The sequence below is a fragment of the Pseudoalteromonas sp. SG44-8 genome (genome assembly GCF_014164125.1).
In the GTDB taxonomy this organism is placed as follows: Bacteria; Pseudomonadota; Gammaproteobacteria; order Enterobacterales; family Alteromonadaceae; genus Pseudoalteromonas; species Pseudoalteromonas rhizosphaerae.
On record NZ_JACJEQ010000017.1, the window covers coordinates 53,669 to 77,886 of the forward strand.

20 protein-coding genes and 1 pseudogene are annotated in these 24,218 nt (G+C 40.7%); 19 read left to right on the forward strand and 2 right to left on the reverse strand.

Features of this window, described 5'->3' with window-relative positions:
• Positions 1-191: 191 nt before the first annotated feature.
• The 15 genes from H5163_RS13875 (at position 192) to glmU (ending at position 14,093) form a co-directional block, all read left to right on the forward strand.
• Positions 192-641: a flavodoxin domain-containing protein gene (locus tag H5163_RS13875; protein ID WP_182735389.1), complete on the forward strand. Its 450-nt coding sequence runs from the start codon at positions 192-194 to the stop codon at positions 639-641.
• Between the two features lie 428 nt (positions 642-1,069).
• The gene (gene mnmG / locus H5163_RS13880) at positions 1,070-2,959 is read left to right on the forward strand and encodes a tRNA uridine-5-carboxymethylaminomethyl(34) synthesis enzyme MnmG (RefSeq protein ID WP_145241701.1); all 1,890 of its coding nucleotides are present in this window, start codon (positions 1,070-1,072) and stop codon (positions 2,957-2,959) included.
• A 15-nt stretch (positions 2,960-2,974) separates the two neighbouring features.
• Positions 2,975-3,595: a 16S rRNA (guanine(527)-N(7))-methyltransferase RsmG gene (gene rsmG, locus H5163_RS13885; RefSeq protein WP_149983167.1), complete on the forward strand. Its 621-nt coding sequence runs from the start codon at positions 2,975-2,977 to the stop codon at positions 3,593-3,595.
• Between the two features lie 14 nt (positions 3,596-3,609).
• Complete coding sequence (locus H5163_RS13890) at positions 3,610-4,395, forward strand: ParA family protein (protein ID WP_145241697.1); 786 nt, start codon at positions 3,610-3,612, stop codon at positions 4,393-4,395.
• A gap of 17 nt (positions 4,396-4,412) precedes the next feature.
• Complete coding sequence (locus H5163_RS13895) at positions 4,413-5,330, forward strand: ParB/RepB/Spo0J family partition protein (RefSeq protein ID WP_145241695.1); 918 nt, start codon at positions 4,413-4,415, stop codon at positions 5,328-5,330.
• Positions 5,331-5,472: 142 nt separating this feature from the next.
• The gene (locus tag H5163_RS13900) at positions 5,473-5,853 is read left to right on the forward strand and encodes an ATP synthase subunit I (RefSeq protein ID WP_145241693.1); all 381 of its coding nucleotides are present in this window, start codon (positions 5,473-5,475) and stop codon (positions 5,851-5,853) included.
• A 15-nt stretch (positions 5,854-5,868) separates the two neighbouring features.
• The gene (gene atpB / locus H5163_RS13905; protein ID WP_145241691.1) at positions 5,869-6,711 is read left to right on the forward strand and encodes a F0F1 ATP synthase subunit A; all 843 of its coding nucleotides are present in this window, start codon (positions 5,869-5,871) and stop codon (positions 6,709-6,711) included.
• A gap of 68 nt (positions 6,712-6,779) precedes the next feature.
• Entirely contained in the window at positions 6,780-7,013 is a 234-nt protein-coding gene (atpE, locus tag H5163_RS13910; protein ID WP_009838908.1) for a F0F1 ATP synthase subunit C, read from the forward strand.
• Between the two features lie 52 nt (positions 7,014-7,065).
• A complete protein-coding gene (gene atpF / locus H5163_RS13915; RefSeq protein ID WP_145241689.1) occupies positions 7,066-7,536 on the forward strand; it encodes a F0F1 ATP synthase subunit B in 471 nt (156 codons plus the stop codon).
• Between the two features lie 15 nt (positions 7,537-7,551).
• Positions 7,552-8,085 (forward strand): F0F1 ATP synthase subunit delta, encoded by a 534-nt coding sequence (gene atpH / locus H5163_RS13920; protein WP_145241687.1) that lies wholly within the window; start codon positions 7,552-7,554, stop codon positions 8,083-8,085.
• 14 nt (positions 8,086-8,099) lie between these two features.
• Complete coding sequence (gene atpA, locus H5163_RS13925) at positions 8,100-9,641, forward strand: F0F1 ATP synthase subunit alpha (RefSeq protein WP_145241685.1); 1,542 nt, start codon at positions 8,100-8,102, stop codon at positions 9,639-9,641.
• A gap of 60 nt (positions 9,642-9,701) precedes the next feature.
• Positions 9,702-10,562, forward strand: coding sequence for a F0F1 ATP synthase subunit gamma (gene atpG / locus H5163_RS13930; protein ID WP_145241683.1), 861 nt, complete (start codon positions 9,702-9,704; stop codon positions 10,560-10,562).
• Between the two features lie 33 nt (positions 10,563-10,595).
• Entirely contained in the window at positions 10,596-11,981 is a 1,386-nt protein-coding gene (gene atpD, locus H5163_RS13935; protein ID WP_145241681.1) for a F0F1 ATP synthase subunit beta, read from the forward strand.
• A 13-nt stretch (positions 11,982-11,994) separates the two neighbouring features.
• Positions 11,995-12,417: a F0F1 ATP synthase subunit epsilon gene (locus tag H5163_RS13940; RefSeq protein ID WP_145241679.1), complete on the forward strand. Its 423-nt coding sequence runs from the start codon at positions 11,995-11,997 to the stop codon at positions 12,415-12,417.
• A gap of 317 nt (positions 12,418-12,734) precedes the next feature.
• Complete coding sequence (gene glmU, locus H5163_RS13945) at positions 12,735-14,093, forward strand: bifunctional UDP-N-acetylglucosamine diphosphorylase/glucosamine-1-phosphate N-acetyltransferase GlmU (RefSeq protein ID WP_145241677.1); 1,359 nt, start codon at positions 12,735-12,737, stop codon at positions 14,091-14,093.
• 59 nt (positions 14,094-14,152) lie between these two features.
• On the opposite strand, the gene H5163_RS13950 is transcribed toward glmU, so the two are convergent.
• Both H5163_RS13950 and H5163_RS13955 read right to left on the reverse strand, forming a co-directional pair.
• Positions 14,153-14,896: a siderophore ferric iron reductase gene (locus tag H5163_RS13950; protein WP_145241675.1), complete on the reverse strand. Its 744-nt coding sequence runs from the start codon at positions 14,894-14,896 to the stop codon at positions 14,153-14,155.
• A gap of 15 nt (positions 14,897-14,911) precedes the next feature.
• Positions 14,912-16,999, reverse strand: coding sequence for a TonB-dependent siderophore receptor (locus H5163_RS13955; protein WP_182735393.1), 2,088 nt, complete (start codon positions 16,997-16,999; stop codon positions 14,912-14,914).
• 129 nt (positions 17,000-17,128) lie between these two features.
• Here H5163_RS13955 and H5163_RS13960 point away from each other — a divergent pair, with 129 nt between their 5' ends.
• From H5163_RS13960 to H5163_RS13975, 4 genes and pseudogenes are all read left to right on the forward strand, one after another.
• Entirely contained in the window at positions 17,129-18,715 is a 1,587-nt protein-coding gene (locus H5163_RS13960) for an aspartate aminotransferase family protein (protein WP_259399822.1), read from the forward strand.
• A gap of 111 nt (positions 18,716-18,826) precedes the next feature.
• Positions 18,827-20,023: pseudogene (locus H5163_RS13965) on the forward strand (lysine N(6)-hydroxylase/L-ornithine N(5)-oxygenase family protein); the annotation flags it as partial.
• Complete coding sequence (locus H5163_RS13970) at positions 20,020-21,216, forward strand: MFS transporter (RefSeq protein WP_182735390.1); 1,197 nt, start codon at positions 20,020-20,022, stop codon at positions 21,214-21,216. The pseudogene H5163_RS13965 and the gene H5163_RS13970, both read left to right, overlap by 4 nt.
• Positions 21,216-23,654 (forward strand): GNAT family N-acetyltransferase, encoded by a 2,439-nt coding sequence (locus tag H5163_RS13975; protein ID WP_182735391.1) that lies wholly within the window; start codon positions 21,216-21,218, stop codon positions 23,652-23,654. Before H5163_RS13970 ends, H5163_RS13975 begins: the two co-directional genes overlap by 1 nt.
• The last annotated feature ends 564 nt before the right edge of the window (positions 23,655-24,218 follow it).

Consider the following 24,218-nt stretch of genomic DNA (forward strand, 5'->3'; position numbering starts at 1 on the left):
GCTTGATCAGAAGATTACATATTGGAATACTTTATTTTATTCATATATATCAAGAAATTACGAATTAAAAATAAAAAACATCAAAAATCGTACCTTAAATACTTATACAAACTTCCATTCAAGGCTTTACTGCTGAGTAAACTCAGTTATCATAAGCCTATAACTAAGCAGTTGTGTGATCAAATAGAATTATGAACTCCGTTAATATCATTATAGGCAGCCAAATGGGATCTGCTGAGTATGTAGGTGAGCAACTAGCAGAGCAGTTAGTTACTCAAGGGATCACTACAGAAGTTCATGATCAACCTAACTTTTCACAGATAAACCAAGAAAATACTATCTGGTTATTGTGTACTTCTACTTATGGTGCTGGTGATTACCCTGAGAACCTTTTATCCTTTGTTGAAGATATTAATCAAGTTAATGATTTAAAAGGATTAAACTTTAGTGTTATTGGTTTAGGTGACACCAGTTATGATACCTATAACCTCGCTGGCCGTAATCTAGAACAACTTTTAGTAAGTAAAGGCGCGCGCTGTATAGCAGAGCGCTTAGAGTTGAATATTCTTGATGAAGAACTACCAGAAGACACCGCATTAGCTTGGTTACCAAGCTGGATCGAGCAAATAAAGCGTATTTAATTAAGATCACAGTTTAGATCCAAATTTAAAGTTACCCACAATTTACTGAGTATTTAGATCAGATTGTGGATAAGCTATGATCTAACTGCGTTTTAAGACTATGTTATCCATTGGATAAGATCTGATCCAATACCCCCTGTGCATAAAGAGCCTTTTTGATCAGAGCTTATAATCAGTTAGATCCGATCATATTAACACCTTTAGATCCGATCTAACTTTATGTTTTAATAAGTAAACTAAACCTTATCAACAGAAATCATGCTCAGTAGTAGTAACAGTAATAAAAGATCTCTTTAAAAGATCCTTTATATTATTAGAGATCATTTACTTAGATCTTGGCCACAGTTTAATCATTTATCTTCTGTAAATTTATAGGTAGAATACGCTCCCCCTTGAAAGTTTGCTGGTTGATTAAGTAGGATCCCGAAATGATTTTTCACGAAAATTTTGATGTTATTGTTGTTGGTGGTGGACATGCAGGTACAGAAGCTGCGTTAGCTGCTGCACGTATGGGTATGAATACCCTACTGCTGACTCACAATATGGATACCCTTGGTCAGATGTCATGTAACCCAGCAATTGGTGGTATTGGCAAAGGTCATTTGGTTAAAGAAATTGATGCACTAGGTGGTGCAATGGCCCAAGCAATTGATAAAGGCGGTATTCAATTCCGTACTTTAAATTCTTCAAAGGGACCTGCAGTAAGAGCTACTCGTGCACAAGCAGATCGCGCTTTATATAAAGCTGCTATTCAAGATATTTTACAACACCAAGATAACCTGAAGATCTTTCAGCAATCATGTGATGATCTGATTGTTGAAAATAATAAAGTAACAGGTGTTGTTACTCAAATGGGACTGCGTTTTAGCGCACCTTCTGTGGTATTAACCGTAGGCACTTTCCTTGGTGGCCAAATTCACATTGGCTTAGAAAACTTCAAAGGTGGTCGCGCTGGTGATCCACCTTCAATCGCATTAGCAAATCGTTTACGTGAATTACCATTTCGTGTTGATCGCTTAAAAACTGGAACGCCACCACGTATTGATGCCCGTACAGTTGATTTTAGTAAAATGGAACAACAACCTGGTGATGCTATAACACCGGTGTTTTCATTTATGGGTAAGCAGTTAGATCATCCACAACAAATTTCTTGCTTCATCACATACACCAATGAAAAAACTCATGATGTGATCCGCAATAATTTACATCGTTCACCTATGTACTCAGGTGTTATTGAAGGGATTGGTCCACGTTACTGTCCTTCTATTGAAGATAAAATTGTTCGCTTTGCAGATAAAGACAAACATCAAATTTTTGTTGAGCCTGAAGGCCTAACATCTTATGAGCTTTATCCAAATGGTATTTCAACTAGTTTGCCATTTGATGTGCAATTAGAGATTGTGCAATCAATCACTGGCTTTGAAAATGCACATATTTGCCGTCCAGGCTATGCTATCGAGTACGACTTTTTTGATCCACGCGATTTAAAGAAATCATTAGAGACCAAATTTATTGATGGTTTGTTCTTTGCTGGACAGATCAATGGCACTACAGGCTATGAAGAAGCAGGTGCACAAGGCTTAATTGCAGGTATGAATGCAGCATTGCAAGTGCAAGGTAAAGAGCCTTGGACACCACGCCGTGATGAAGCTTATGTCGGTGTATTAATCGACGATTTAACTACACTAGGTACCAAAGAACCGTACCGTATGTTTACTAGTCGTGCTGAATACCGTTTGTTACTACGTGAAGACAACGCTGATATTCGTTTAACAGCAAAAGGTCGTGAACTTGGTTTAGTTAACGATGAACGCTGGCAAGCATTTAATGAAAAAATGGATATCATTGCAAAAGAATCTCAACGGATCAAAGAAACTTGGATCCATAAAGATCACGCTGTAATTGATCAAGTTAATGGCTTACTTAAAACACCATTAACCCGAGAAGCAAGTTTAGAAGAATTATTACGTCGCCCTGAGATCCGTTATAACGATCTAATGGCGATCGAAGGATTAGGATCTGAGTTTGATCATGCAACAGCGTTAGAGCAAGTTGAGATCCACACTAAGTACGCAGGTTATATTGCTCGTCAGCAAGAAGAGATCAATAAGCAACTTCGTCATGAGTTAACTATTTTGCCTAAAGATTATGATTACTCGATCGTATCGGGTCTATCAAATGAAGTGGTTGCTAAATTAACTGAGGCGCGTCCTGATACAATCGGTCAAGCATCACGTATTTCAGGTATCACGCCTGCTGCTATTTCGCTATTATTAGTTTATCTGAAGAAGCAAGGCTTACTACGTAAAATTGCGTAGTCATTAAGGAATACTGTGTTACAGCAACAATTAACTACTTTGTTAGCGCAAACTGATATTGCGCTGACTGAAAAACAACAGCAACAATTGGTTCAGTATGTTGAGTTACTCAATAAATGGAACAAAGCTTATAATTTAACCTCAGTGCGTTTACCTGAGGATATGATGATTAAGCATATTATGGATAGCTTAGTTGTTGCACCTCACCTACCCGGTCATCATTATATTGATGTTGGTACGGGTCCTGGTCTTCCGGGTATCGTATTAGCTATTGCATTACCTGAGACACAATTTATTTTATTAGATAGTTTAGGTAAACGCGTGCGTTTTTTAATGCAGGTAAAACATGAGCTAGGTCTGAAAAATGTAACCCCGGTGCAGTCTAGAGTTGAAGATTATCAACCAAGTGTTAAATTAGATGGTGTATTGAGTCGTGCTTTTGCATCTTTACAAGATATGGTTGACTGGTGTTCGCACTTGATTGATCATTCAGGTAAGTTTATTGCCTTAAAAGGCGTATTTCCAAGTGAAGAGCTAGAATCTTTACCAGCAGGTGTTAAGTTCGAGCAAAAAATCACCTTGGAAGTACCAAAATTAGATGCGCAAAGACATTTAATTATTCTTTCTAAAGACTAGGGATCAGAGATACTGTGGCAAAAGTCATCGCAATAGCAAACCAAAAAGGTGGTGTGGGTAAAACCACCACAGCAGTTAATCTCGCGGCATCAATGGCTGCAACTAAACGTAAAGTGTTGCTTATTGATCTCGATCCGCAAGGCAATGCAACCATGGGTAGCGGCGTAGACAAATACGGCGATGTGGCAACAATTTATGATTTATTAATCGAAGATAAACCAATTGAAGAAGTTGTTACTAAAGAAACCTCTGGTGAATATCATTTAATTGCTGCCAATGGTGATGTTACCGCCGCCGAAGTTAAACTGATGGAGCTTTATGCTCGAGAAGTACGACTACGCAATGCCCTTGAAAAAATATCTGATCAATATGAATTTATTTTTATCGACTGCCCACCATCACTGAACATGCTTACGGTGAATGCAATGGCGGCCGCGGATTCAATTTTAGTGCCTATGCAATGTGAATATTATGCGCTTGAAGGCTTAACCGCATTAATGGACACAATTACGCAATTAGCCAAGTTAGTTAATCCAAAACTACAGATTGAAGGGATTTTACGTACTATGTACGATCCGCGTAATCGTTTGGCCAATGATGTATCTGAGCAGCTTAAACAACATTTTGGCGATAAAGTATACCGCACCGTGATCCCACGTAATGTACGTTTAGCTGAAGCGCCGAGTTTTGGTGCACCCGCAATGTATTATGACCGGGCATCAAGTGGCGCTAAAGCGTATTTAGCACTTGCCGGTGAAATGTTACGCAGAAAAGAAAAAATATCCCCAATCGTCGCCTAACTTGAGGTAAAAAGAACATGTCTGCTAAAAAACGCGGTTTAGGCCGAGGACTCGATGCTTTATTAAGCTCGTCAAAACCAGCACCGAGTGCCCGCACTGAACAACCCAACGTGAGTGAGCAGGATGTAATTGTTCAGCCAACCAGTAGTGAACTGCAAAAGCTACCGATTGAGTTTTTACACTCAGGTAAATATCAGCCACGTAAAGACATGTCCGAAGAAGCGCTTGAAGAGCTAGCAAGCTCAATTCGATCGCAAGGGATTATTCAGCCAATTGTAGTTCGTCCAGTAGCAGAAAACAGTTATGAGATAATTGCTGGTGAACGTCGCTGGCGTGCTGCACAAATAGCTAAGCTAGACGTAGTACCATGTATCATTAAAGATGTGCCTGATGAAGCTGCGGTGGCCATCGCATTGATTGAAAATATTCAACGCGAAGATCTAAATGCCATGGAAGAAGCGGTTGCATTGCACCGTTTGTTAACTGAGTTTGAATTAACTCACCAACAAGTGGCAGATGCCGTAGGCAAATCACGCACGACGGTAACTAATTTATTACGACTAAATAATCTTAATGATGATGTTAAAATATTGTTGGAACATGGCGATATTGAAATGGGGCATGCGCGTTGTTTATTAGCCCTTGAAGGTGAAGCACAATCTGATGCTGCTCGACTGGCTGTAGCAAAGGCTTTAACTGTACGCGAAACAGAAAAATTAGTTCGTTCAATTATTGAACCTGCCCCTAAAAAAGAAACTTTCGAAAAAGATCCAGATGTCAAACAGTTAGAACAACAATTAGCCGAAAACTTGGGTGCTAAAGTTGAAATTAACTACAACAAAAAAGGCAAAGGAAACTTAGTTATTTCGTATACTAACTTAGAAGAGTTAGATGGAATTTTAAGCCGTATAAATGCAGAGAATTCCGAGCATTAATAAATATCATGTCCAAAAAGAGACATTCGTCGCAAATTTGCACCACAATACACCGACTCAAGTTGCAAAACTGGTAGGAATCAGTATAATTTCGCCAGTTTTCATGCCCTGACAATTAGATTGCCACTAAGGTTAACTAAACGTGACAAATAAGTTAGCGAGGCCATATCGGCTTGCCGCATTAAAATTAATATGTCTTCAGGGTGTTGTAGCATTAGTTGCTGCTGTAATCATTTTTGTTGGTTGGGGAGTAGATGCCGGCCTTTCAGCTATCGCTGGAGGCACTGTAGCGGTGCTCCCTAATTTTGTATTTGTTATCTATGCATTCCGTTATATGGGTGCTAGTAAAGCAAAACAAGTGTTTGCCTCGTTTAAACGCGGCAACGGATTAAAATTTTTGCTAACAATCTTTTTGTTTGCGCTGATATTTAAACTGTATCCGGTAATCTTTTTGCCATTTTTTTGTAGTTTTATATTAGTGATGTTCGTTGGATTGTTCGCGCCAGTTTTTTTTAATCATTAACTTTTGGGATATAACATGGCTGCAGGTGAAGAGCTAACTCTAACGGGTTACATCAAGCACCACCTAACCAACGGTCAGGTGCGTCTATCCGACGACCCTAACAATTGGTGGATGGTACTTAATGTCGATACCCTCGCATGGTCTATCGGTTTAGGATTGATCTTTCTATGGATCTTCAAGCGCGCTGCGAATAAAGCAACGCTTGGTGTTCCTGGTAAATTTCAGTGCTTTATCGAGATGGTCGTAGAATTCGTTGACTCTAACGTGAAAGATACCTTTCACGGTAAAAGTAAACTAATTGCCCCTCTTGCTCTGACAATTTTTGTCTGGGTATTCTTGATGAACTTAATGGATTTAATACCTGTTGACTTCCTACCAACTGCTGCGGCATTGATTAGTGGTGAGTCTTGGGATGTTATTTCAAGCGGTCAATCGCATACTTATATGAAAGTGGTACCTACAACCGACCTTAACTTAACGTTAGCAATGGGTTTAGGTGTATTCGCACTTATCATCTTTTATTCGATTCGCGTTAAAGGCGTTATGGGTTTTGTTAAAGAACTTACATTACAACCGTTTAACGTTAAGAACCCAGTGGTTCAAGCACTATTTATTCCAGTAAACTTGTTACTAGAGCTAGTAACCTTGTTTGCTAAGCCAATCTCATTGGCACTACGTTTATTTGGTAACTTATACGCAGGTGAATTGATCTTCATTCTGATTGCAGCGATTGGCTTATTCCAATTACCACTGCACTTCGTATGGGCTGTGTTCCACATTCTCGTAATCGTATTGCAAGCATTCATCTTCATGATGCTAACAATTGTATACCTGAGCATGGCGTCAACTGATCATTAATCAGACGTCAGTTCAATAAAGATTTTTTTACTTAAACTTTAAACTTTGAAAATTAATCGGAGAAAACAATGGAAATCGTACTAGGTCTTAAATATATCGCTGTAGCGTTACTTATCGGTTTTGGTGCTTTAGGTACTGCTATCGGTTTTGGTAACTTAGGTGGTAAATTCCTTGAGTCTGCTGCTCGTCAACCTGAGCTTGCACCACAACTACAAGTTAAAATGTTCATCGTAGCGGGTCTTATCGATGCTATCGCGATGATCGGTGTAGGTATTGGTCTATACATGTTGTTCGCACTTTAATATTGAAAAAATACTTTATCCGCGATCAACTATTGACTAAGGAGGAGTGGTTGTGAGTTTAAACCTTACTCTACTCGGCGAATTAATAGCATTTATCGTTTTTGTTTGGTTCTGCATGAAGTTTGTGTGGCCACCACTTAACGGTGCTATTGAAGCTCGCCAGAAAAAAATTGAAGATGGTTTAGCGGCCTCTGATAAAGCTGAAAAAGATCTTGAACTTGCTCGTAAAAAAGCAACTGCAGAACTTAAAGAAGCTAAATCACAAGCTGCTGAAATCATCGAGCAAGCTAAGAAGCGTGCAACGCAAATCGTAGACGAAGAGACATCTCGTGGTCACGACGAGCGCGAAAACATCATTGCTCAAGGTCATTCTGAAATTGAAGCCGAGCGTAACCGTGTTAAAGAAGAACTGCGTAAGCAAGTTGCTACTTTAGCGGTTATCGGCGCACAGAAGATTCTAGAGCGCGAAATCAATGAAGCCGCGCACAGCGACATTGTTGAAAAACTTGTAGCTGAGCTTTAATAGGAGGGTCTGAGCATGTCTGAATTGACTACAATCGCTCGCCCATACGCTAAAGCGGCCTTTGAATTTGCCGTTGAAAAAGGCGTAGTTGAGAGTTGGAATGATATGTTGTTTTTTGCTTCAGAAGTGGCGAAAAATGAACAAGTCGCTCAATTCCTAACTGGAAGCGCCTCTGCTGATAAGCAATCAGAAATTGTTATTTCTGTTTGTGCAGAGCAACTCAACGAATACGGTCAGAACCTTGTAAAGGTGATGGCTGAAAATGGACGTTTGACCGCCCTACCAGCTGTTGCACAATTGTTCTCTGCTTTTAAAGCAGATTACGATAAAGAGATTGATGTTGACATCACCTCTGCAACAACCCTTGCTGCAACGCAGCAAGAAACACTGGTAGCGGCACTTGAAAAACGTTTCGCACGCAAAGTTAAGCTGAATTGTAGTGTTGACGAATCACTTGTTGGTGGCCTTATGATTAAGGCTGGAGACACAGTAATCGACGGCACTGTTCGCGGTAAATTAAACCGTTTAGCCACTACACTACAATCGTAATTGGGAAGAAGAGCATGCAACTTAATTCCACTGAAATTTCTGATCTGATCAAACAACGTATTGAGAAGTTCGAAGTTGTAAGTGAAGCTCGTAACGAAGGTACAATTGTATCTGTTACTGACGGTATCATTCGCATTCACGGTCTTGCTGACTGTATGCAAGGTGAAATGATTGAGCTTCCAGGCAACCGTTATGCTATCGCACTAAACCTTGAGCGTGACTCAATTGGTGCAGTAGTAATGGGTCCATACGCTGACCTTACAGAAGGCGTAAAAGTATACACAACTGGTCGTATCTTAGAAGTTCCTGTTGGTGCTGGTTTACTTGGTCGTGTTGTAAACACACTAGGTGCACCTATCGACGGTAAAGGCGCTTTAGATAACGACGGTTTTGAACCTGTAGAAAAAATTGCACCGGGTGTAATCGAACGTAAATCAGTAGATGAGCCAGTACAAACTGGTTATAAATCTATCGATGCGATGATCCCAGTGGGTCGTGGTCAACGTGAACTTGTGATCGGTGACCGCCAAACAGGTAAAACTGCACTAGCAATCGATGCAATCATCAATCAAAAAGACACAGGCGTTAAGTGTGTGTACGTAGCGATTGGTCAAAAAGCATCTACTATTGCTAACGTAGTACGTAAATTAGAAGAGCACGGTGCATTAGCAAATACTATCGTAGTTGTTGCATCTGCTTCTGAGTCTGCGGCACTTCAGTACTTAGCACCGTTCGCGGGCTGTACTATGGGTGAATACTTCCGTGACCGTGGTGAAAACGCATTAATCGTATATGATGATTTATCTAAGCAAGCAGTTGCTTACCGTCAAATCTCATTGCTACTTAAGCGTCCACCAGGTCGTGAAGCATACCCAGGTGACGTATTCTATCTTCACTCTCGTCTTCTTGAGCGTGCATCGCGTGTAAACGCTGAGTACGTTGAAAAGTTCACCAATGGTGAAGTGAAAGGTAAAACAGGTTCATTGACGGCATTGCCAATCATTGAAACTCAAGGCGGCGACGTTTCTGCGTTCGTACCGACTAACGTTATCTCTATCACCGATGGTCAGATCTTCTTAGAAACTGACTTATTCAACTCCGGTATCCGTCCGGCAGTAAATGCTGGTATCTCGGTATCGCGTGTTGGTGGTGCTGCACAAACTAAAATCGTTAAGAAACTAGGTGGCGGTATTCGTCTAGCCCTAGCTCAGTACCGTGAATTAGCTGCGTTCTCGCAGTTCGCGTCTGACCTTGATGATGCAACTCGTGCTCAACTTGAGCATGGTGAGCGTGTAACAGAGCTAATGAAGCAGAAACAGTACGCGCCAATGTCTGTTGCTGAAATGTCTTTGTCGTTATTTGCAGCAGAGAAAGGTTACCTTCAAGATATCGAAATCGTTAAAATCATGGATTTCGAAGCTGGGTTACTTTCTTATGCAAACAGCACATACGCAGAGCTTATGGCTCAAATCAATGAAACTGGTAACTACAATGCCGAGATCGAAGCGCAGCTTAAAGAACTTCTAGAGAAGTTTAAATCTACGCAAACTTGGTAATTTAGTTATAAATGGTGCGCTTTAGTTCGCTAAAGCACACCTTGATTCGGAGAAAGAGTCATGGCCAGCGGAAAAGAGATTAAAAGCAAGATCGGTAGTATTAAAAATACTCAAAAGATCACTAGCGCTATGGAAATGGTTGCTGCGTCTAAAATGAAAAAGGCACAGGAACGAGTGGCTTCAAGCCGTCCGTACGCTGAAAATTTACGCAAAGTGATCGGTCATGTTGCTAATGCTAACCTTGAATATCGCCATCCATATATGGAAGAGCGTGAGGTCAAGCGCGTTGGTTATATCGTCATTTCTACCGACCGTGGTTTATGTGGTGGCTTAAACTCTAATGAGTTTAAGAAAGTATCTTTAGATATCAAAGCGTGGAAAGAAAAAGGTGTTTCTGCAGATTTCGCAGTTATGGGCTCAAAAGCCGGCACTTTCTTTAACCGTTTTGGTGGAACAGTACTTGCCAAAAAATCAGGGTTAGGCGATGCGCCTTCTATTACCGACGTAATTGGTCCGGTAAAAGTAATGCTAGAAGCATTCAATGAAGGCAAATTAGACCGCTTGTATGTGGTTTACAACAAGTTTGTAAATACCATGAAGCAAGAGCCAACAATCGATCAGTTGTTGCCTTTGCCAAAAGACGAAAGCAAAGAACTTGCACACCGTTGGGATTACATTTACGAACCAGATCCAAAAGCAATTTTGGATACATTAATGGTTCGTTTTGTGGAATCTCAAGTATACCAAGGTGTAGTTGAAAATGCTGCCTCTGAACAGGCCGCCCGTATGGTTGCAATGAAAGCTGCAACTGATAACGCAGGCGACCTTATGGATGAGTTACAGCTTGTTTATAACAAGGCTCGCCAAGCGGCAATCACACAAGAAATTAGTGAGATTTGTTCTGGTTCAGCAGCAGTTTAATGCTTCGGGCAAAGATTAACGAGAGGAATAGACATGAGTTTAGGTAAGGTCGTCCAAATTATCGGCGCCGTTGTGGATATTGAATTTTCACAAGACAGCGTGCCAGCCGTATATGACGCGTTAAAAATAACAGATGGCGATTTAGCTGGTTTGACTCTAGAAGTTCAACAACAGCTAGGTGGCGGTGTGGTACGTACTATCGCACTAGGTACTACTGACGGTTTACGCCGTGGTGCATTAGTATCAAACACAGGTGAAGCGATTCAAGTTCCAGTTGGTAAAGCAACGCTTGGTCGTATCATGAACGTACTTGGTGAGCCAATCGATGAAGCTGGTCCAATCGGCGAAGAAGACCGTATGTCTATTCACCGTGCAGCGCCTTCATACGAAGAGCAATCAAGTTCAGTAGAACTTTTAGAAACTGGTATCAAGGTAATCGACCTTGTATGTCCATTCGCTAAAGGTGGTAAAGTTGGTTTATTCGGTGGTGCCGGTGTTGGTAAAACCGTAAACATGATGGAACTTATTCGTAACATCGCAATCGAGCACAGCGGCTACTCAGTATTCGCCGGTGTTGGTGAGCGTACTCGTGAGGGTAACGATTTCTACCATGAAATGAACGATTCAAACGTACTTGATAAAGTATCGCTTGTATACGGTCAGATGAATGAGCCTCCAGGTAACCGTTTACGCGTAGCGTTAACAGGTCTTACTATGGCTGAAAAGTTCCGTGACGAAGGTCGCGACGTACTTTTCTTCGTAGATAACATCTACCGTTACACACTTGCTGGTACTGAAGTATCTGCACTTCTTGGTCGTATGCCATCAGCGGTAGGTTACCAGCCTACACTTGCTGAAGAAATGGGTGTACTGCAAGAGCGTATCGCATCTACTAAGACGGGTTCAATCACTTCAATCCAAGCGGTATACGTACCTGCGGATGATTTAACGGATCCATCTCCAGCAACAACGTTTGCTCACTTAGATGCAACAGTAGTACTTTCGCGTGATATCGCGTCACTTGGTATCTACCCAGCGGTAGACCCACTTGATTCATCTTCACGTCAACTTGATCCATTAGTAATTGGTCAAGAGCACTACGATACAGCACGTGGCGTTCAGACAGTTCTTCAGCGTTATAAAGAACTTAAAGACATCATTGCAATCCTAGGTATGGACGAGCTTTCTGACGAAGATAAGCAACTTGTATCTCGTGCACGTAAAATCCAACGTTTCCTATCTCAGCCATTCTTCGTGGCAGAGGTTTTCACAGGATCACCGGGTAAATACGTGTCACTTAAAGACACAATTGCTGGCTTCAAAGGCATCTTAAACGGTGAATTTGATGATATGCCAGAGCAAGCGTTCTACATGGTTGGCTCTATCGAAGAAGCTCAAGAAAAAGCCAAAAACATGTAATTAGGAGGGTAGTATGGCAGCTATGACTGTACATCTTGACGTAGTAAGCGCAGAGCGGAAGTTATTCTCTGGTCTGGTTGAATCGATTCAAGTAAGCGGTAGTGAAGGTGAACTAGGTGTAAACCCAGGACATGCGCCACTATTGACTGCCCTTAAACCTGGTATGGTACGTTTAGTAAAGCAATTTGGTCACGAAGAAGTAATGTATGTTGCTGGTGGTACTCTAGAAGTGCAACCGAACATAGTGACTATTTTGGCTGATGTAGCGGTTCGTGGTGAAGACCTTGACGAACAAGCAACAGAAGCAGCTAAACGTGAAGCTGAAGCGCAAATGGCGAATTCTTCAGCCGCTGAATTAGATTATCAACAAGCAGCAGTACAACTTGCAGAAGCAATTGCACAGCTACGCGTTATTCAGCAATTACGTAAAAAGTAAGCCTATCTGGTTTTCAAAAAGCCCACTTTATGTGGGCTTTTTTGTGCTTGAAATATACTGCATTGTTATTTTATTAGAACGCTATCATTTTTCTAAACTCTACTTTTACAGCTCTTTATCATTATTTTTACTTATATCCTTCATCGATCCCCGTTACAATATAACTAATACAAAGCAAGTTGTGATTTCAGCTTAGATTCAGTGGCTACTGTTAGATTGCCATTGAGTAAGTGCACATGATGTGACTTACGTAACCTTTTTGAATTTACACGCGCTTATTTATTTCAATAAAACAAAGAAAGAAGGAAATTGTTTTAATGTCACTTACTACTGTAATTCTTGCTGCGGGTAAAGGTACTCGTATGCGTTCTGCTCTACCTAAGGTGCTGCACAAAGTTGCCGGTAAACCTATGGTGCAACACGTTATCGATAATGCTAAAGCACTCGGTGCGACATCTACTAACTTAGTTTTTGGTCATGGCGGCGAATTATTACAACAACAACTTGCTGACAACGATGTAAACTGGGTACTTCAAGCTGAGCAGCTTGGTACTGGCCATGCAGTGGCACAAGCAAACCCACATATTAATGATGAAGACACTGTATTGGTTTTATACGGTGACGTACCACTGACAAAGCAATCAACCCTTGAGCGTTTACTCGCTGCCACACCTAAAAACGGCTTAGCCGTGCTTACTGTTAATTTAGCTAACCCTAATGGTTATGGCCGTATGTTACGTGTTGATGGCAAGCTAGTGGGTATTGTTGAGCAAAAAGATGCAAGCGCAGAGCAATTACTTATTAACGAAGTAAACACTGGCATTATGGCTGTAAACGGTAAACTGCTGAAAAGCTGGTTAGGCAACTTATCTAACGAAAACGCGCAAGGTGAATACTACCTCACAGATATAGTCGCAATGGCGCACAGTGAAGGTGTAGAGATAAGCTCAGCACAACCAGATCATCCAATGGAAGTTGAAGGTGCAAATAACCGCGTACAACTTGCAGGCCTTGAACGCGCATATCAGTCGTGGCAAGCCGAACAGTTAATGCTTAATGGTGCAACGCTTGCCGACCCTGCTCGCATTGATGTACGCGGCGAAGTGACAACGGGTGAAGATGTATTAATTGACGTAAACGTTATTTTTGAAGGTAAAGTTACTCTTGGTAATAACGTTGAAATTGGCCCTAACTGCGTACTTAAAAATTGTACGATTGGCGATAACGTAATTATTAAAGCTAATACCTTAATTGATGATGCAAGCGTAGCCGACAAGTGTACTTTGGGGCCTTATGCACGTCTGCGCCCAGGTGCGATTATGGAAGAAGACTCGCATATTGGTAACTTTGTTGAGATGAAAAAAACCCGTTTAGGCAAAGGCTCTAAAGCAAATCATCTTTCTTACTTAGGCGATGCTGAAATTGGCGAAAAAGTAAATATTGGTGCCGGTACTATTACCTGTAACTACGATGGCGTAAATAAAGCCAAAACCATTATTGGTGATAATGCCTTTATTGGCTCTAACTCATCGCTTGTTGCACCGGTAAACATTGGCGCAACAGCAACTGTTGGTGCAGGTTCTGTGATCACTAGCACCGTTGAAGATGAACAGCTAGCAATCGCACGTTCAAAACAGCGCAACTTAACCGGTTGGAAACGCCCAGTTAAAAAGTAAGCGCAGTAGTGTTTACCTTAGCTAGAAAAGCGAGTTTATACTCGCTTTTTGCTTTTTATTTAGCTGTAACATACTGCTATTAACTCCTGTTGCATCCGTTGAACTTTAATTTGCTGAGGTTGTTTTGGGCAATTAGCGCACTTTGCAACATTACCTATTTGGTAATGCAAACAACATGTTTTTCGCGTTAATGCTAATGAGTCTGAGCAAGCTGTAAGCATAATAAACTCCCCCGCCTCTGAGATATCGAGAGCATGCAACCAGTGCGCTGCCATTACATGAATATTAAACTGCGGCTTTCGCTTTGCATGAAGTAGTAGTATTGCTAATAGCGTGTCAGCTAATAAGGACATCGCCAAACGCTCATTAAGCCTTGCAACGAGGTTTAAATCTGTGAGTAACTTAACAACATAGCGTTTCAAGTGGGCAGCCATATCCGTTACTGCCTGTTGCTGGTTTTGATGGTACTGCGCTTTTATAGTGGATAGTTGCAGCCCTGCAATAACACCTTGCTGATAGTGTTGCTTAAAGTTTTGCAAAGAAAAGCTCATATTAAGTTCATGAACGCTGATAAGCGCTAAATAGACAGGTTGCCAATACAGCATTCCCCAGCTTTTGATTGCCCAATAACTGCGCCCAGCAGCGGGGTATTGCTGCTGCCAATACTGGTGTAACCTTGCAACCAGCAATGAACTCGATTGTATATCGAGCCAATCTGTTGATTGTTCTGGTACTTTTAAAGCACTGTGGTAGCCCTTAGCAAGATTTAACAGCTTACTAAGGGCGAGTTGTTCAGCGTTCATAACGAGTTTAGATACTTAAAATGAGGCGTTTAAACTAAGCTCAACACTGCGCTCAGCGCCCATCCAACAGCCATTTATATCAAAACAAGCACCCACATAACGTTTGTCTGTTAAGTTACTCACGGCTAAACCGATTTTATAGCTGTCGTTAAAACGATAGCTAGCGGCAGCATCAAGCAAGGTATAACCCGGTACTGTATCGGAATTTAAGGCATCTAACTGACTTTCACCGACATAACGTACACCGCCATTAAATTCCAGTGCATCGTTAAAGAAGTAATTTAACCACATTGAGGCTTGTTGCTCAGCTACCCAAATTGGTGTTTTACCTTCCAATGCCGGGTTTTGTGGATTATCTATTACCTCAACATCCATATCTGTTAGATTTACAGTAACATCAAGAGTGTCAGTGAGTTGCTGATAAACACTGATCTCAAAACCCTTCGATTGTACTTCACCATTTTGTGTGTATTTCATAAAGTCTGGAGTGTTAACCACCACATCTTGTTTGCGCAAATCAAAAAAGGCCGCGGTTACTTTAGTTGTTGCATCATTGTTGTGATATTTCATCCCGACTTCAATTTGCTCTGCGGTCGTTGGTTTAAATGCTTTGCCAGTTAAGGTATCTACCCCCGAAGTGGGCTCGAATGATTCTGAGTAACTGGCATAAGGAGCAATGTTATTATCAAAGGTATAAATTGCTGCCATACGAAAAGTGGTATCGCTTTGATCGATTTCTTGACTACTAGATATACCGCTTTTCGTATCATCTGTAAAACTGTAGTAATTATCATAACGAAGGCCAGCAATCACTGTCAGCGCATCGAGCTTTATCTCATCTTGAAGATAAAAACCGCGTTGAGATTGCTCTAAACGGCTAAATTGACGATAGCTATCTAAAGCGGCTGTAGTAGCTGCATTAAACTGGCTGTGATCTGGATTTGATAAATCAAGTGTTGGCGTATTTGCACCAAAAGTATCGGCATAGTCAAATGTAGAATCAAGGGTTTGATATTCAAAGCCAAATAATAGCTGATGATTAGTCTTCGCTAAACCAAATTGCACCGCGAGTTGGTTATCAACCACGAAGCCTTCCGCGTCTTCAATGGTTTTATAGGCAGTACGAGTTAAAATTTTATCTGCATCCGCTAAGCCGAAGTCATAGCTATTTTGTTGCGTGGCATCGGCATTGGTATAACGAAAGTTTTGCAAAAACGAAATTGAATCTGAAAATTCATGATTTAATTTATACCCGATCATAGTGACTTCACGAGCAAACTCAGCCCAGTTTTCATCGCCAGCATACGCATCAGCATCTAACTTACCGTAACTGGCTTCGTAAAGTGTGCCTTTCGCGGGTAATGGCGTTGATGGCACCATTTTAGGATCGTCTTGATAATATAAGTTAAGGTTTAAGCTTGTTTGCTCACTTATCTCAAAAGTTACTGAGGGCGCAATGGTGATTCTTTCTTCTTCGGTTGTTTGCTGTTGGCCGTCGCGGCTACGGGCAAGTGCAATAAAGCGATAATTAACGCCGTCGGTAATAGCGCCTGTGCTATCTAAAGCTAATTCAGCCAAGCTATTGCTACCAATTCGGGCTCTAATATTGTGCTCAGAGGATGCTTGTGGCGTTTTTGCTGTTTGGTTAACCATGCCACCTGGAGGTGCCGATCCGTATAAAACCGATGCTGGGCCTTTTAAAATCTCTACACTTTGTGTTGCATACGCATCTACTTGTGGAGCTAAGTTATAAGCTAGGTTGTATTGCAGCGGTAAACCATCGTAAAAATTACGGTAACTTTCAAAACCACGAATCGTATATTGGTCAAAAATCGTTACTGTACTGCGATTTTCAGGTGTGATCCCAGAAACATAGCGCAATGCTTCATTAACGGTATCTACTTGGCGTAACTCTAGTAATTTATTGTCGTAAACCTCAAAACTCATAGGCGATTCAATCGGTGTCAAACTCGATTTGGTCCCTGTTGAACGATAACTTTTTCCATATACTTCAATACTTTCTATGTCGTCTGCGGCTGGCTTTTCTGCAGCAAACCCATAGTTACTCATTAAACATAATGATATTGCAGATAGTCCAAACATTGATTTTTTTAACACAATCACTCCTTAAATTTTACTAGAATTAAACCATTGACACTTTATTGGAAACGCGATTAGTATACATTCTCATTTAGATTTATCAATTGTTTTCAATTAAAGGTGATCGTGCTCATGGTTCAGTTAAATGTGTTACTGGCGGATTCACAGCAGCAAGCTTCAACTAATGAAGCAAGTTCAATGCTTAATTCAATGTTTAATAAGGAAAATATAGATAATTTTAAAATAGGTCTTGAGCAGGTTATGCAATTGTTGGAGCAAACAATCGCAACACAACAAAAACCATTTAGCGGTATATTACCGCAGGAGCTAGCTAAAAAATTTATTGGTATTGACCTTAATCAACCGCTGTTTGATATACCGGACGCACTAGAAGAAGTTGCTCAGCTTTATCTTAAAGATGCTGTTTATTTTAATAATCCACGCTATCTCGCGCATTTAAATTGTCCGATTGTTTATCAAAGTATCCTTGCTGAATTGCTCGCTACTTCGATTAATACTGCTGTAGAGACCTGGGATCAAAGTGGTGGTGCCACTTTTATTGAACAAAGTATCGTAGATTGGACACTCTCAAAACTGGCGCTTGGTGAGCAGGCTGATGGCGTATTTACCAGTGGTGGTACGCAATCTAATTTGATGGCGATGTTGTTAGCTCGTGATTTTCAGTGCCATTTATATGCAGGGCATACTAATAAACAGCAAGGTTTACCACACGACTTTAGGCGACTAAAAATTTTCACCTCAAAAGTTAGCCATTTTAGTATTCAAAAAGCCGCCGCAATTTTAGGACTTGGTTACGATGCTGTTGTAAGCGTTCCGTATGATGAATATTTTAGAATGGATATGACCGCTTTAAATCAGGCAATCGAACACTGTCAGCAACAAGGCGATATCGTTATGGCCATCGTTGCAACAGCTGGAACAACTGATTTTGGTAGTATCGATCCATTAACGCAGATAGCTGAAATAGCTAAGCGCTGTGGTGCGTGGCTTCATGTTGATGCTGCTTATGGCGGGGGCTTATTAATAACGCCCAATAATAAACACAAGTTAGCGGGTATTGAATGCGCAGATTCGGTCACTATTGATTACCATAAGTCATTTTTTCAGCCTGTTAGCTGCAGTGCTTTTTTTGTAAAAGATAAGCAACATCTATCAGTTGTTACTTATCATGCCGAATATTTAAACCCATTAAGTCAGCAACAAGCGGGAACGCCAGATCTATGCAATAAGAGCATTCAAACCACACGACGTTTTGATGCGTTAAAGTTGTGGTTTTCACTGCGTACGGTAGGAGCTCAAAACTTAGGTGTAGCATTTGAACAAGTGATGCATTTAGCACGACAAGGTTATTTGTTATTAGCCTCTGAAGCAGATATTGAAATTATTCATCAGCCGCAGTTAAGTACACTGGTATTTCGTTTTGTTGGCGATAGCGGTGCTACAGATAGTGAATTGGACGCCGTAAATAAATATATTCGTAAACAGTTATCTCGCCAAGGTGAGGCGTTGATCGCGGCAACTAAGGTAGCAGATAAACAATATTTAAAGTTCACCTTACTGAACTGTGCCACCACTATCAATGATATCCAGCAAGTTGTAAGGCTTATAAAGCAATATGGTTATCAATACTTAGCAAGTGATTTAGCGAACGAACATGCTCCTTTAAGTCTTGCACTGGAGGAAGTTAGCTATGGATAAGTCCATTTATGATGTTATTGGTATTGGTTTAGGGCCATTTAATTTAAGTCTGCATGTTTAACTGCGCCACTTGAAGGAGTCAGCAGTCTCTTTTTAGATAAAAAAGCTGAGTTTAATTGGCATCCAGGCATGATGCTTCCTGAGGTAAGTTTACAAACCCCCTTTATGTCTGACTTGGTAACGCTTGCTGACCCAACTAGCCCTTATAGCTTTTTAAACTATATAAAGCAGCAAGGTCGACTGTATTCTTTTTATATTAGGGAAAACTTTTTCTTACTTCGCCAAGAATATAATCAGTATTGCCAGTGGGCAACAAAGCAGCTGCCTAATATACGTTTTAATTCAGAGGTTCAGCATGTTGAGTACAGCCAAGACGAAGATATTTATATAGTACAAACAGCAGAACAAGTGTATCTAGCTAAACATTTAGTGTTAGGCACCGGGCCGGTGCCACGTCATCCTCAATGTGCTCAAGCATTTAAGTTGCAAGAGGGGGTTATTCATTCTAGCAACTACTTAGCCAATAAAAGTCAATTACAGCAAAAACAGTCGATCAGCATTATTGGTAGCGGGCAAAGTGCCGCTGAGATTTTTTATGATTTATTACAAGAGATTGATCAGCATAATTATCAACTAAATTGGCTTACTCGTTCTTCACGGTTTTACCCGCTCGAATACACTAAATTAACGTTAGAAATGACCTCACCAGAATACGTTGATTATTTTTATCAATTACCAGAACAAAAACGCCAGCAGTTAAATCGTCGTCAGCATAATCTCTATAAAGGTATTAATAGCGAATTGATCAACAATATTTTTGATTTGCTGTATAGCAAACGGCTAACAGCTAAATTGCCAGTAAGCTTGCACACAAACTCGGCATTGATTGATATGACCTACCTGAGCCACCAGCAGGGTTTTGAACTTAGCTTAGAGCAAACTGAACAGCAGCAAGGTTATTCACTAAACACCCAAAGCGTTATTTTTGCAACGGGTTATCAGTCTTACCAACCGAGCTTTTTAGCAGGGATCAGTCATTGCATTGATAGTGACGACGCGGGGCTTTATCAAGTTGCTCGTAATTACTCAATAGACAAGCAGCATCAACGTATTTTTGTACAAAATACAGAGCAACACACCCATGGTTTTGTGACTCCTGATTTAGGCATGGCATGTTATCGCAACTCTTGTATTATTCGTGCGATCACCGGACATGAATATTATCCAATAGAACGTAAAATAGCTTTTCAGGAGTTTGCTGCGCCCAATTATGAGTTAAGCGACGAAGTAGAGCAGTTTCGCGCATGAGTAAGCAGTTTAAAGTTTTGTTGATCGCGGTAACGGTATTTGCAGTGCTCAGTGATTCAATGTTATTGCCGTTTTATCCTACTTTCTTTAGTGCGGTATTTAATATAAGTGACCCTGCCTATGTTGGCACTTACATTGCTGCCAGCTGCTTTGTTGTCATGGTATGTTTTCCTATTTGGGCCTTCATTAGTAAATACATTAATGTGCTACCTTTATTGGTTTATAGCCAAATTGCTGCGGGTGTATTTAGTGTCAGTAGCTTTTTTGCTAGCGACTTAAATTGGTTTTGGTTTTCCTCCATGGCTATGTTTGCTTTTAAAGCCAGCTATTTACTGGTTTATCCATACTTAATGAGCTTGGAAGCGAAAACAAATCACGTTGCGACGATTGCAATGCTTAGTGTTGTGGTGCACTTTGGCGCCATACTTGGCGCACTTGCTGGTGGCTTTGTGTTATCGGCTCTTCCTGGCAAAGCCGCATTTTTAATAATGGCTCTAAGCGATTTTACTCAGGTTTTTATGTGCGCCTATCTCATAAGATTAGCGCCTAGTAAAAATCAGTCGCCTCCAGTAGCAAAAACATCAATCACTTCATCAAGTCGTTGGCCTGTATATCAACTTGGCATTGTTATGTTGTGCTTTTACTTTAGTGCTTTTTTGATCCGGCCTTTTTTTGCGGCATATTGGCAAAGTATTAGCGACACCTCCAGTATCGTCCTAGCGAGTGTTGTGTTTTCTATCCCTGCTTTTATGGCATTGCTTGCGCTGTGCTTTAATCATTGGCGGCAGCACACAAATCGCAACCCCATCAACTTATTAGTTGTCTTTATGTTGATCATTACAGGCGTTGCATTACAAGCCAGCCCTCTTTACTTAGTAGTGATCGCAGGACGTTGCCTGTTCGGTCTATCGCTATTCATTATTATTGTGCGTCTTGATCTGCTGCTTTACCAAGTGAGTACGCCAGACAAGTACGCTGAAGATTTTAGTAAAGTCAGTTTTTGCCAAAGCTTAGGTGTACTTTTAGCTTCTTACTGCGCGGGTTTGCTGGTTAAAAGCTCTGGTTTAGTAATACCTTTTTGGGTCGCCGCTGGTGGGCTCGCTATATCTGCTTGTTGTTTATGGCTACTGAGCAAGCAAAGTCGACGCCATACTCCTTGCGCCAATCTGGCATCGACCACGAGGGCTCAATAATGTCCATTACAGCAGCTGTTTTTTGCCAGCAGTTTACTAATATCGCAGAGCTTAGCTTAAGGCCATTTAGCCTAGCACAAGATCTCGCGTTAATTCACCAGTGGGTTACTCAGCCTCATGCGCAGTTTTGGGGCATGCAGGAATTTACCATTGAGCAGTTACAGCAAGAATATCTAAGCCTGTTAGCACATAGTGATATTTATATCGGCTACGCAAACAATAGCGCGTGTTTTTTAGTTGAGTTATATGACCCTCTATTAGATGAAATAGGTAATCATTACCCCGTCAAAGCAGGTGATATTGGCATGCACATTCTGATTGCCCAAAGCAATAACAAGGTGCATGGCTTTACTTGGTCGGTGTTTCAACTGGTGATGAATTTCATTTTTGCTAATGACAAAAATCAGCGCGTTATTGTTGAACCCGATATTCGCAATAACAAAATTCATTGTTTGAATACTAAAGCCGGCTTTCGTTATCAATCTGCGGTTAGGTTAACTCATAAAACCGCACATCTCGCATTTTGCACGCGTGATAACTTTTATCACGCATTAAATAAGGATAATACTATGAAGCACATTCCGCTGAGCCCAGAGCAAGCCGTCAGTCATTTAACGCCACAGCTATGGCGGCATGTAAATAGGTTACATGTTCGCAAAGCTTTGAGTGAGTTTGCTCATGAGCGGCTGATAAAACCGCAATTGACCAATGAAGATGCAGATTGGCAATATTTTGAGCTCAGTACAGACAAAGAAACCATTGTTTATCGCTTTAAAGCCAAGCTGGGGTATTTGAATCACTGGCATATAGCAGCAGACTCAATTGAAAAACAAATAGATAACCAAGTAGCCGAGCTCGATTCAATCGCCTTTATTTGTGAGTTACAACATAGTTTAGGTATCAGCCAAGCTATGCTGCCTACTTATTTAGAAGAAATAGCCAGTACTTTATATGGCAGTGCTTATAAGCATCAGCTGCCAGCATTGACTGCTGAGCAGCTCACCACTGCGGATTTTCAACAGGTAGAGAGTGCGATGACGGAAGGTCATCCTTGCTTTATAGCAAACAATGGTCGAATAGGGTTTGATACCAATGATTATCGCCAATACGCACCAGAGACTGGCGCGCACTTACAGCTGGTTTGGCTAGGTGCGCATAAAGATAGAGTGGTGTTTTCGACCACCGATGATTTAGATTATCAAACACTCATAACGCAAGAGCTATCGACGCACACCATAGAGTCATTTAAGCAAAAGCTATCGACGCACACCATAGAGTCATTTAAGCAAAAGCTATTAGCGCGTGGAGTAAATAGTGACGATTACTTCTTTTTCCCAGTTCATCCTTGGCAGTGGTTTAATAAACTCGCGTCGTTATTCTCTAACGATATTGCTGATCAGCATTTGGTTTGCTTAGGATACAGTGAAGATGAATATCAGCCGCAGCAGTCTATTCGTACTTTTTTCAATAAAACACATCCGCATAAACGCTATGTAAAGACCGCACTGTCAATTTTGAATATGGGATTCATGCGTGGTTTATCGCCTTATTATATGAGTGCAACTCCCGCAATTAACGATTGGGTAGCACAAGTAGTATCACAGGATCCGTACTTAGCTGGATCCGGTTTTACAATTCTGCGTGAGGTTGCAGCAATTGGTTATTATAATCACGCTCTAGAAGCCGCAACCGATCAATACAGTCCATATCGAAAAATGCTTTCTGCACTTTGGCGTGAAAGCCCAATGCCAAAGATAAAGAGTAATCAGCGCTTAATGACCATGGCGTCGCTGCTGCATATAGATAATCAAGGACAAGCGTTATTACCTGCTTTGATAAAATCAGCCAAGATAGGTACTCATATATGGATTGCTAAATATCTAAAAGCATACTTAGATCCACTCCTTCATTGTTTCTACTCCCATGACTTAGTCTTTATGCCTCATGGTGAAAACTTGATCCTGTTACTTGAGAACAACATTCCAGCCAAAGCAATAATGAAAGATATTGCCGAGGAGATAGCTATTCTTAATAAAGATTTAGTACTGGCGGATAATATTCAACGCTTAACTGTGGATGTGCCCGATGAATTAAAAGTGCTGTCAATTTTTACAGATGTGTTTGATTGTTTCTTTAGGTTCGTGGCTGATATCCTTGATCAGCAAAACGACTATTCAGAACGAGACTTTTGGCAACAAGTTGCAGAGTGTGTAATTAGCTATAAACAATCACACCCAGAACTAAAAGATAAGTTTATCAAGTACGATCTATTTAGTGCTGATTTTACCTTGTCGTGTTTAAACCGATTACAGTTAAGTAATAATCAGCAAATGATAGATTTGGCAGATCCGGCAAAAAATCTTAAATTTGAAGGAAAATTAATCAATCCGATAGCCGCATTTAATCCAATTAAAAAAGATAACAGTGCAACAGTTTAATAATTGCTATTTAGCTATGAGATGGATCAGGTCTGTATGCGCAGCTTGGTTGCTCTCATAGCTGAAAATTTAAGCGAAAATAACGCTGTAACGCCTTGTTTGTATGCCTTTTGAGCAAATAGTTAATTAATTTAATAAAACTGAAATAAAGCGTTGACGGCCTCAAGAATATCCCTATAATGCGCATCCACTGACCCGGCAGGCAGCAATGAAAAGCGCTGAACAAACGGTAAGTAAGTCGAGTAAAACTTAGCTTTAAAATCTTTTAAAAGAAACTAAAGAATTAAGTGTTGACAAAAAAATAGGAAAGCGTAATATGCGCAGCCCTAGCGAGATAAAGTTTAACTTTAACCGAAACGTTCTTTAACAATATAAAGCAATCATCTGTGTGGGCACTCGTACAGATTGAGTTCTAACAGCCGAGCTTAGTTCGCTAAGTAAGGCAAAAAATTTAGAGTCTCAATTGAAACTGAGTGACCAACAGAAGTAACTTATTTATAAGTTGCTTCGGCACAGTCAATTCAATATCGAAAGATATTAAATAAATTCAGAATTCATTGAGCT